5 protein-coding genes are annotated in these 9,204 nt (G+C 69.5%); all 5 read right to left on the bottom strand.

Annotation, left to right across the window (positions count from 1 at the left end; all coding sequences use genetic code 11):
• The coding region (locus A9W96_RS29055; protein WP_197499697.1) for a PPE family protein at window positions 1–1,363 on the bottom strand (1,363 nt) is incomplete at its 3' end.
• Between the two features lie 2 nt (window positions 1,364–1,365).
• Window positions 1,366–1,674: a PE family protein gene (locus A9W96_RS29050; protein ID WP_066872837.1), complete on the bottom strand. Its 309-nt coding sequence runs from the start codon at window positions 1,672–1,674 to the stop codon at window positions 1,366–1,368.
• A gap of 2 nt (window positions 1,675–1,676) precedes the next feature.
• The gene (gene eccCa, locus A9W96_RS29045; RefSeq protein WP_067144618.1) at window positions 1,677–5,654 is read right to left on the bottom strand and encodes a type VII secretion protein EccCa; all 3,978 of its coding nucleotides are present in this window, start codon (window positions 5,652–5,654) and stop codon (window positions 1,677–1,679) included.
• Window positions 5,651–7,285 (bottom strand): type VII secretion protein EccB, encoded by a 1,635-nt coding sequence (eccB, locus tag A9W96_RS29040; RefSeq protein ID WP_067144617.1) that lies wholly within the window; start codon window positions 7,283–7,285, stop codon window positions 5,651–5,653. The genes eccCa and eccB overlap by 4 nt, the downstream gene beginning before the upstream one ends.
• Window positions 7,282–9,135, bottom strand: a complete 1,854-nt coding sequence (gene eccA3 / locus A9W96_RS29035; protein ID WP_067144616.1) for a type VII secretion system ESX-3 AAA family ATPase EccA3 — start codon at window positions 9,133–9,135, stop codon at window positions 7,282–7,284. Before eccA3 ends, eccB begins: the two co-directional genes overlap by 4 nt.
• Window positions 9,136–9,204: the final 69 nt, after the last annotated feature.

Genomic DNA, 9,204 nt, shown 5'->3' with positions numbered 1-9,204 from the left:
AAGCCTTCTGCCGCTGTGTCGTTCCGGCGAATCCGAGCGCCCCGGCACCCTGCGCGGATGCGACGGCCGCGGCCAGCTCCTCCTCGTCACCGAAATCCGGCGGCACGCCGAAGTCAGATTCCATGTCCGCGAACTCGTCGGCGTGGTCGTGCAGCGCGGCGCGCCGACGGCGCCGCGCCCGGGACTCGGCCCGGCTGGCCGCCGCGGCTCCGGCCGCCGGGATGGTGGCCGCAGGTGCCTTGGCACCGCCGCGGCCCCCGAGCGTCGGTCCGACCCCGGCGTCCGGATCACCGCCATAGGCGACCAGGTAGGCGAAGTTGCTGGCCGCGGCCGCCGGCGCCGGCGCGGCCGGCGCCCCGGAACCCGCGGCGACCGTGGTGGCCGGGGCCCCGGCTGGGGCCGGCATCGTCGGGGCCAGCGCGACCGCCGGCAGCATGGACGGCGGCTTGTTCGACGTCAGCACCGGAGCCACCACGGCGGGGGCGGCCTCCGGGGCGGCGGCCTCGACCGGCGTGGTGAGCAACGAGCTGAGCCCGATGCCCAGCAGCAGCGGAATCAGGAACGGCGCGGTCAGGATCGCGCCCCAGGTCGGCCAGCCAACGGCGTTGAAGAACACCTGGTAGGCAACGAAGAACAGCAGCGGCCCGTTGGCCGCCAGGAACGCCGGCAGGTTCGAGAAGAAGTCCTGCAGCATCTGCTGAATGTTCTGGAAGAAGTCCTGCAGGAACTTCGACAACTGCTGGATGAAGTTCTGCCACCAGTCCCCGGGGCTGTTCTGCGAGGCGTTGGCCGCCAGACTGTTGGCCTGCCCACCGGGATTGACGATGGACGGCGCCGCCGTGGTGCGCGGCGCGGCGGCCAGGGCCGAGCCCGACACAGCCTGGTAGGTGCCCATGGTGGCGGCGGCCTGGACCCACATCCGTGCATAGTCGGCCTCGTTGACCGCGATCGGAATCGTGTTAATCCCAAAGAAATTCGTCCCGACCAGCACCGCGTGCACGGTGTGATTGGTGGCCAGTTCCGCCAGCGTCGGCATGGCCGCCAAGGCGGCGGTGTACGCCGAGGCCGCGACCTCTTGTTGGGCGGCCGCCCCCGCGCTGTCGGCGCTGGCCTGCTGCAACCACGCCAGGTACGGCAGGTGGGCCGCCACGTACTGCTCGGCGCTCGGCCCCTCCCAGGCGCCGGCCTGGGCCTCCCCCAACAGCCCACTGAGTTCGGCTGCCGCCGAGGCGTATTGGGCGCTGAGCGCGGTCCACGCGCCGGCGGCCGCCAACAGCGGCCCCGGCCCTGGACCGGCGCTCAGTAACGCCGAATGCACCTCGGGTGGCGACGCCATCCAGATGGGCGCGATGGGGGCGGTCATGGTCAGGCGCCCGCGATTCCGAACGTCGCAGCGGCCGCGGTGTCTCCGGCGAGGTAGCTTGCGCCCGCTTCGCCGACGCCGACGCCGGCGCGGCCCAGCTCTTCGACACCCTGGGCCGCCACGGCGGAGTGCTCCTGGCCCGCAGCGCTGAATCCGACGGCGGTTTGCAGCGACACCGGATCGACCGCCGGCGGCACCACCGCCGTGATCGCCGGGGCCGCCGCCGCATGCGCGGCCGCCAGCCGGGCCGTCAGGGCCTCCACCGCCGCACTGGTGGCGGCCAGACCTTCGGGAACCACTCGCAAGGTCATCTTTACTCCTCCCGTTGCGCTTCACTTGCCATTACGGACTCCCCGATCAAGGGGTTGACCAACTGCACGTACGTCGGGCCATCGCTGTCGCCCAACAGGATCGCCCGCCCCGCGGGCAACCGGCCGAATCGTTGACCGCGGATCTTGCCGCTGTCCTGCGGGTTGCCCGCCAGCATCAGCGTGGTCGCCTGCAGGTCGTTGAACCGGCGCAGCAGCGGGTTCGTCATCAACGCGTGCCCCGAGCCGGTGGCGCGCGCGGTGACGATCACCCGCACCCCCAAATCGGCCGCCTGCGACAGCAACCCGAGCAGCGGCGTCCACGGACGCTGCCCGACGTACGGCCCGCTCATCGCCGGCGAATCCGGTATCTGGTCCACGTCGTCGATGATCAGGTAGTGGGTCTGGCCCGCGAAGCTCCAGCGAGCCAGCTCGGCGGGCGACAAGCCGGCCGGCGGCCGCCGGGATTCGATGAGGTTGGCCAGGCCCAGCATCGCCGGGATGATGCGGTCGACGTTGGCCGTGTACTCGTTGTCGGCAAACAGCGGTTCGTCAACGAGGTGCAGCCGCCGATCCAGCACCGTGAAGGCCACCTGATCGGGAGTCGAGTGCTCGCGGACCGTGCGAATGAGGTGCCGCAACAACGTGGTCTTCCCGGACTTGCTGTCGCCGAACACCATCAGCAACGGGTTCTCGGCGAAGTTGATCACCACCGGCGCGAGATCCTCCTCGCGCTGGCCGATGACGACCTGCTCCGGCCCGCGATACAGCGATCCGACCGACTCCGGGGCGAGGTTGGTGGGCAGCAACCGCACCGGCGGCGCGGCCAGGCCCGGGTAACGGTCGTTGATGGCTGCCACTGGGTTTGTTTCCGCGTCCAGCGCGGGGCTGGCGAACAGGAAATGCTCTGCGGCCATGGTCAATCCGCGGCCGGGCTGGTCGTGCGGCACCGCTTCGGCGGGCCGGCGCAGCGCGCCGACCACCCGCACGTTGCTGTCCCGCGGATCGTGCAGCTTGAGCTCGAGGCGCAACCCGAGCCCGTCGCGCATCGCCAGCGGCACCTCCAGCCAGCTGGGGGTGGTGATGACGACGTGGATGCCGTACGCCAGACCGATGTTGACCAGTTCGCTGACCTTGGCCAGCAACGGGTTTCGGGTGTTGAACTGGTCGGTGTTGTCGCGGCCGAACGCGTAGAGGTTGTCGATGACCAGGAACACCTCGCCGAAGCCGTCGTCGGGGGCCGCGCCGCGGGACTCCCGGAACGCCTCTCGCCGCTGCCGCGACAGCAGCAGCTGTTCGAGTTCCCCGAAGGTGCGCCGGATGCGTTCGGGTTCGAGCGCCGAGGCCACGCTGCCGACATGCGCCAGGCCTTCGAGTGCCCGCAGCTTGCCGCCGCCGTAGTCCAGGCAGTAGAAGGTGACCTCGCGCGGCGAGTGCAGGTTGGCCGCGGACAGGATAAACGTCTGCAGCGCGGTCGATTTGCCCGACTTGGGGCCGCCGTGGATGACCACGTTCCCGGCCGACGAGGCGGCGTCGAACACCAGCGGGTCGCGGCGCATCTCGAACGGCTTGTCGATCTCGCCGAGCGGCCACTGCCATTGCCGGGGCGGCACGCCGGCGCGCGCCAGCATGGCGGTGAGCGGGATCGGCTCGTCCAGCGGCGGCAGCCACAGTTGCGGCGCCCGCGGACCGTAGCCTGCCAGCTGGTCGCCGATGGTGGCGATCAGCTTGCGCGGCGGTCCGGTGAATTCGTCTTCCTCGGGGGCGGTGATCACGGTGTCCTGATCCGGTTCGACCCGTCCGGCGGTGAACAGCTTCGGCTCCGGGATGGACGGCACCACAAAGGATTTGGCCTTCTGCGGCGGATCGTAGATGCCGTCGACATAGGTGCTGCGGAACTTGATCGGCGTCGCACCCGGTGCGGGCACCAGGAAGCCGACGCCCTTGTGCTCCTTGCCGGATTCGATGTGGTAGGCATCCTCCACACCGATGATCTGGCGGGAAACGCTGGGGCTGGCCACCTTCAAACCGATGCGGTAGGAGGTGTTCTTGTCGATGTCCTTGATCTTGCCGACGTCCAGCGTCTGCGAGGCGAACAGGATGTGGATGCGGAACGAGCGGCCCTTACGCGCAACGTAATCGAACAGCTCGGCGTATTCGGGATGGTCGGCCAGCATCAGGGTGAACTCGTCGGCGACCACGAACAGCGTCGGGATCGGCGGCAGGTCGTGCCCGGCCGCCACGGCGGCCTCGTATTCCACCACCGAGTTGAACGCGCTGCCCTGCACCCGGCGGCCCGCCTCACGCAGCAGCGTCTCGCGCCGGGCCACCTCGCCGCGCAGCGTGTCGGCGAACCGGTCGGCCAGCGATTTCTTCTCCGCCATGTTGGAGATCACGGCGACCACCTGCGGGAAGTTGCGGAAGCTGTCGGCCCCGGCCTCACCCTTGAAGTCGGCGTAGATGACGATCAGCCGATCCGCCGAGTGAGTCGTCAACAGCGACAACAGGATCGACATCAGGGTCTGGGACTTGCCCGAACCCGTCATACCGATCATCAGCCCGTGCGGACCCATGCCGCCCTCGGCTTCGTCCTTGAGGTCGAACATCAGCGGCTCGCCGGTCGCGGTGACCCCGATCGGAACGCGCAGCTCGTCCTCGCGACGGCGCGGCGCCCACAGCGTGGGCACGTCCAATTGGGACGCGTCCGAGATGCCCAGCATGGTGGTGAACGTGGCGCCGCGAGTGGCCGCCGAGCGCAGCCCGGTGTGGGTCGGGTTGGAGTCCCAACGCGACAATTGACGAGCCAGGTGCGCGGCCTCGTCGGCGCCGAACTGGTCGGCGTTGTCGATGTAGGGCTGCCAGCCGCCGGTCTGCCAGCGCTCGATCGCGCCGTTGGCAACGCGCAGGATCGGCTTCTCCGGGTCCGAATACTGCTCCCGGTTGGGCGCCGTGGCGCTGCGGTGCACGACGGTGACGCCCGCCCGGCCCAGCGCCAGCGTCGACGCGTTCAGGTCATAGTCGGGGTCGTCGACGACGATCAGCAGGTGACGCAGCGCGTCGGCGGGCTCGCCGGTGAACGCAGGACGGTCAACGAGTGCCGGCCCCAGGCTCGCGACCAGGTCGTCGGCGTTGGTCGACATGAAGCGGGCCGGCCCGACCCCGTCGAGCTCGCCGGGAATGTCGATGTGCGGCAACCACTTCAGCCACGACCAGTCCGGACCCTCCAGGTCGGGGGTCACCAGCGCGACCCCGAGCACGGTCGGGTCATGCCAGGTGACCGCCTGAGCGATCCAGGCGCGCAACGCCGCCCGCGCCTCGTCTTCCTGACCCAGCACCGTGATCCGGGATACCTTGGTCAGGTCGATTCCGGTCGGCACGTCGCGCACCGTGCGATGGGTGTCGAGCAGGCTGCGTAATGCGCTGTGCGACACCGGCTCCAGGTCGATCTCGTCGGCGGTGTCGTTGACCCGCAGGGCGGTGGCGAGCGGGACGTGGTGCCGCCCGGCCCGCAGCACCAGGAAGTCGGGATCGTGTGGGTCACGTTCCCACTGCCGGCGGGACCCCGGCACGGTCGCCAGCGCGGCGGGCTCCGGATGCGACCACTGCGCGGCGGCGCGCTGCGCGGCGGCCTGGGTGCGGATGTTGTCGCGGACCACCGAGAGGTAGCGCAGGTAGTCGGCGCGTTCGGCGTCGACCTCCTCGGTGCGCGTCTTGTTGTCGTTGCCGCGATACATCGCGGTCGCGGCGAGCAACAGCACGAACGGGAAGAACAGCGTCTGCGGAGAGATGAGCCGCATCCCGGTGGCGAACAGGGCGACGATCATCCCGACGATCAGGATCACCAGCACATAGGGCATCGCCCGGCGCAGGAACGACGGCGGAATGACCCGGGGCAGCTCGGGCGGGGCCTCGATGGCGATGGTCCCCTTGCGGGTGACCGGCGGCGCCAACCGGCGACGCGCTTCGAAGATCAGTCGGCTCATCGGGGGGCTCCCTCGGCTTCCTTGGCAGCAGCAGCCACACGGCCGGGCTTCTGGTCGGGCGTCAGCCCGTCATGTGCCAGCAGCGCGTCGGCGCGCGATAACGTCGGACCATTGGCGAACAGCGACAGCACCGACCACGGAATGGGGACGGGCGCCCCGCTAAGGCCAAGGGCCTCAACGGTTTTGCCATGCCCGGCGGCCGAGTGCTCGGCCTCGTTGTCGATCCCGTAGCGGACGCCGGTGTCGGAGACCCAGAACAACGATCCGGTGCCCGGCGAGTCCGGGCCGCCGCCGACGGTCTGGGTGAAATAACCGGTGCCGGGTGCCAGGGCCACGCGGGTGGCCACCGCACCGCTCGTCGCGGCGCCACCGCCCACCAGGTCGACGGTGTGGATCGATTCGGCGATCGGCAGCGCCGAGCCGGACAGCAGGTTCAGCGAGCTGGTCGCGGCCCCGGCCGGCTTGCTCCAGTAGGCGCACGTGACCGGCGACTTGCCCGCGTCGACCACGCTGACCTGTTGGTCCGGATAGCGCGCGGTGTCCAGCATCCGCGACACGGGCAGCTTGGCCACCGCGTCGGCACCCAGCCGCGGCGGTTGGTCCAGCCCATAGGAATTGGTGTTGCGCAGGATCGCGGCGAGCACCGGCGAGATCTGTTGCAGGCCGTCGGGCAATACCGCGTAATAGCGCGGCGCACCCGAGGAGCTCTGATCCAGGGCGTAGGAGACCACCACCGCGCCGATCGGTGCGGGCACGCCGAACGGCGCCGGGGCGCCGGCGTTCGGGATGCCGGGCGCCGTCAGCGACGGACCCTCGGGGATCGCGTTGAACAAGCCCAGCGCGATGGGCCGGGGCGCGGGCATCTCGGAGTTGTTCTGCCCCAAGCCAAGTGCGTTCGTGATCGCGTGGTCGGTCAGGTTGATCTGCGATCGTTTGCCATCCCACAACAGCCAGGTGCTGCCATCACGCTCGACCAGGATCGCCTGCCGCGACGCGAGCGTGGCCGCGCGGGCACCGCTGCTGTCCGGGCGGCCCGCGATCACCGTGACGCCGGTGCTGTGGGCGGCGTGCCCGCCCTGGGCCGGCTCGCTGACGGCGTCGCACACGGTCCAGTTCGCGTCGCGCGACGGGTTTTGCACCATGCGTTCCGGCGCGCCCGGGATGCCGATCAGGTTGCCGCGCGGAAAACGGTCCAGCTCAGTGCTTTTCACCATGGTGGGATCGACCGGGTGGCCGGTGATCAGCCGGGCGGAGGTCAGGTTGAGCACGGGATGCAGGTCGTCGCCGACACGGACATACAGCGCGGCGGTCGACCGGTCGGCCAGCACGGCGTTGGTGCCCACCGTGCCGCTGGGCCGGATCAGGGAGAACACGAAGCAACCGGCCAGCCCGGTGACCAGCAGGACCACGCCCATCGCCACCGCGCGCGACTGGGTGCGCAGCGGGTCGACGAGCATCCTGGTGTCGTGCAATGCGATACCGGAGGCGATCCGGCGCATCACGAACCGCCAGCCGCTGACCTGGTGGCGGGTGACGAAGCCGCGGCGGTACTCGACCTGGTCGGGGTTGTCGTTGACCGGCGTGCGCGACGCGAACGAACGGCGGTCGTCGGACTCGTGATTGGAGGTCATGCCGGCACCGACAGGCCAAGGCCGCGCAACAGCGGCTCTACCGACCGTGCGACGTCGTCGTCGGTGATCGTCATCAGCTCCTCGTCAGTGAATTCGCCGGTTCCGGCGTTTTCGGAATGGTCGAGCCGGAACTCTCGTTCTTCTTCGGAGCGTTCGACGATGTTTCGGACGAATCGGCCGTTACCGGCGATGTCCAAGTTGCGTCGCGAGATTCCGTTGGCATCCGGGGTCGACTCGGTGGCCAACTTCGTGAACAACGCCTCCATGTGTTCGAGCGCGGCCGGCTCGAAGATGCTGTCGCGCTGCTCGGCCATGGTGTTCGCGATCTCGACCAGCTCCGACGGCGCGTACGACGGGAAGTCGATGTTGCGCGTGAACCGAGAACGCAAGCCCTCGTTGGTATCCAGGAACTTGTCCAGGTCGGCCCGGTAGCCGGCGATGATGACCACCAGGCGGTCGCGGTCGTTCTCCATCCGCGCCAGCAGGGTGTCGATGGCCACCAGCCCGAAGTCGTTCTTGGCGCCCGTGGCGACCAACGCGTAGGCCTCGTCGAGGAACAGCACGCCGTCGAGTGCGCTGTCGATGATCGCGTTGGTCTTGGCCTCGGTCTCGCCGATGTGCTGGCCGATCAGGTCGGCGCGGTGGACCTCGCGGATGTTTTCCCGCTTCAAAAGCCCGAGGCCGCAATAGATCTTGGCGACCACGCGGGCGATGGTGGTCTTACCGGTTCCGGGCGGGCCGGCGAAGACCAGGTGGTGGGCACGCTGCGCGACCGCCAGGCCGCGCTGCTTGCGGACCAGTTCCATGGCGACCGAGCTCTTCAGCCGCGACACCTGGTTCTTGACCTCGTCGAGCCCGATGAATTCGGCCAGCTGACGTTCCGCCTCGTGCAGCAGCACCGCTTTGCGTTCGTGCGCGGCGGGGTCGACGAAATCCTCTGCGCTGGGCTCGGTTTCGGGATCCCACGGATCGGTACGGGCTTCGATGCGGGCGGCCGTGGTGGTCACGATGCCGAAGCTCGTGTCGGTCAGCGCCTGTTCGACTTGCTCGTTCTCGGGATGCGCGGCGTACAGATCCTGCAGCACCTCGCTCGCCGCGTCCTCGTCCACGTGCGCACGCAGCACCAGCGCCTTGGCCAGCGCGCCGTCGACGGCGGCCACCGCGACGGGACCGTCGGGCTCCTCCAGATACGACAGCGACGGCGCGAACATGCCCAGCCGGGCCAGCGCGGTGCCCAGCGCGATCTTGGCGGCGTGCGAGAACGCCTCGTCGAGATCCGCGTCGTTGACGATCGGGGTCAGCAGCTTGACGACGTCCGACCAGCGCTCGGCGCGGTAGTTGATGACGACGGACACCCAGCGGGCCTCGCGCCACGTCGGGCGACGCGCGGTCAGGCCGGCGACGATCTGGTCGGCGTCAGCGAATCGTCCGGCCGTTGCCAGCGCGGCGGCGTAGGCGAGCTGAAACTCGTCGGGGGTCGCGGCGCGGAACTGCAGATACAGCCCCGTGTCGTAGCGGAAGCCCAGCGAACCAGGCGCCAGGTCCACCTGGCGCTGCAGCGTGCCCGCGGTCGCCACGGTGCGCGATACCGCCTCGAGCACTCGCAGGGAGACATCGCCGGCCGCGGCCAGGCCGGTCCACGCGTCGCACTGGTCGTGGGCGATGCGGGTCAGCGCGGTGAAACCGGAGCGGGCGGCGGCCAGATCCGCCGGCCGCTGCCGTTGGTAGACGACGATGCCGAGCGCGCGGCAGCACGTGGCGAACCGGCTGACGACGTCCTCGTCCACCCGCGCGTCCACCCGCGAATTGACGGGCTGAGCTGTGAGCATGCCGGTGTCACCGAGTTCCACGGCCGCGACTTTTCATGTATGTAGTCTCCCCTAACTTAACCCGCCTGAAGTTAGCATTGCATAAGCTAA

Origin of the sequence: Mycobacterium sp. 1245852.3 (genome assembly GCF_001669335.1) — a bacterium.
GTDB lineage: Bacteria > Actinomycetota > Actinomycetes > Mycobacteriales > Mycobacteriaceae > Mycobacterium > Mycobacterium europaeum_A.
This window is presented reverse-complemented; position numbering and strand designations above follow the sequence as displayed.

What these genes read in the sequence shown, in the direction of transcription:
- A9W96_RS29050 (WP_066872837.1), bottom strand. Translation starts at nt 1,674, where the DNA reads ATGACCTTGCGAGTGGTTCCCGAAGGTCTGGCCGCCACCAGTGCGGCG.
- eccCa (WP_067144618.1), bottom strand. Translation starts at nt 5,654, where the DNA reads ATGAGCCGACTGATCTTCGAAGCGCGTCGCCGGTTGGCGCCGCCGGTC.
- eccB (WP_067144617.1), bottom strand. Translation starts at nt 7,285, where the DNA reads ATGACCTCCAATCACGAGTCCGACGACCGCCGTTCGTTCGCGTCGCGC.